Annotated in this window: 1 protein-coding gene and 1 pseudogene; one reads left to right on the top strand and one right to left on the bottom strand. The window is 40.7% G+C overall.

Annotated elements, in window-relative coordinates:
* On the top strand, positions 1–356 hold a 356-nt coding region (locus tag A3739_RS30050; protein WP_197472397.1), incomplete at its 5' end, for a hypothetical protein.
* A gap of 13 nt (positions 357–369) precedes the next feature.
* On the opposite strand, the pseudogene A3739_RS17325 reads toward A3739_RS30050, so the two are convergent.
* Positions 370–643 (bottom strand): annotated as a pseudogene (locus tag A3739_RS17325) (riboflavin synthase); the annotation flags it as partial.

Raw genomic sequence — 643 nt, 5'->3', positions numbered from 1 at the left:
CTGCCGTCCCTCAACAAGCCAAAAATCCTTATTTAACTATTCGCGATATGCGAATTCATAACGAACGTGGTGCCGACACGTTAGGCTACTTTGGTTATGCAAGTGTTGAGAAAAAGATTGGCGCTGTGATGGATATTATTCCTGAATACGATAAATTGACTCAGTATGCTAGCAGTGGAAGTCTGACGAATATTCAGGATATTGGTGTCGACGGCGTATCCATTTACGACATTAACGTTCGCTGGGACTGGGATATTCCTCACATACAGTTTGGGAGAACTGAGCAAAGTATTGGAGAAGTGTACTTTACTGACTTTGTAATCGAAGGTACAAACCTTACAATTTCTGCGCATTAGAAAAAGGGATCAATTATTGACCCCTTTTCAAGTATCTCTCTACCGTATCGACTATTGCTTGAGTTTGAGGGTCGATCTCTAAGTTTACTATGTCCCCTTCGGACATCGTTCCAAAGGTCGTCATATTAAGCGTTTCAGGTATCAAATAGACGCTAAACTGATCCGTTACTCCTGATCCAATAGTTAAACTACATCCATTAAGGCCAACGAAACCTTTTGGCAAAACGTATTTTTGTAGCTTATCTGAGATGCTAAATACTAGCTCGCAATTGGTTTCCGTTTCTATG

The sequence above is a fragment of the Oleiphilus sp. HI0067 genome (genome assembly GCF_001635735.1).
Note: the sequence above shows the minus strand (reverse complement) of the source record. Positions and strands in the feature narration are given on the sequence as shown.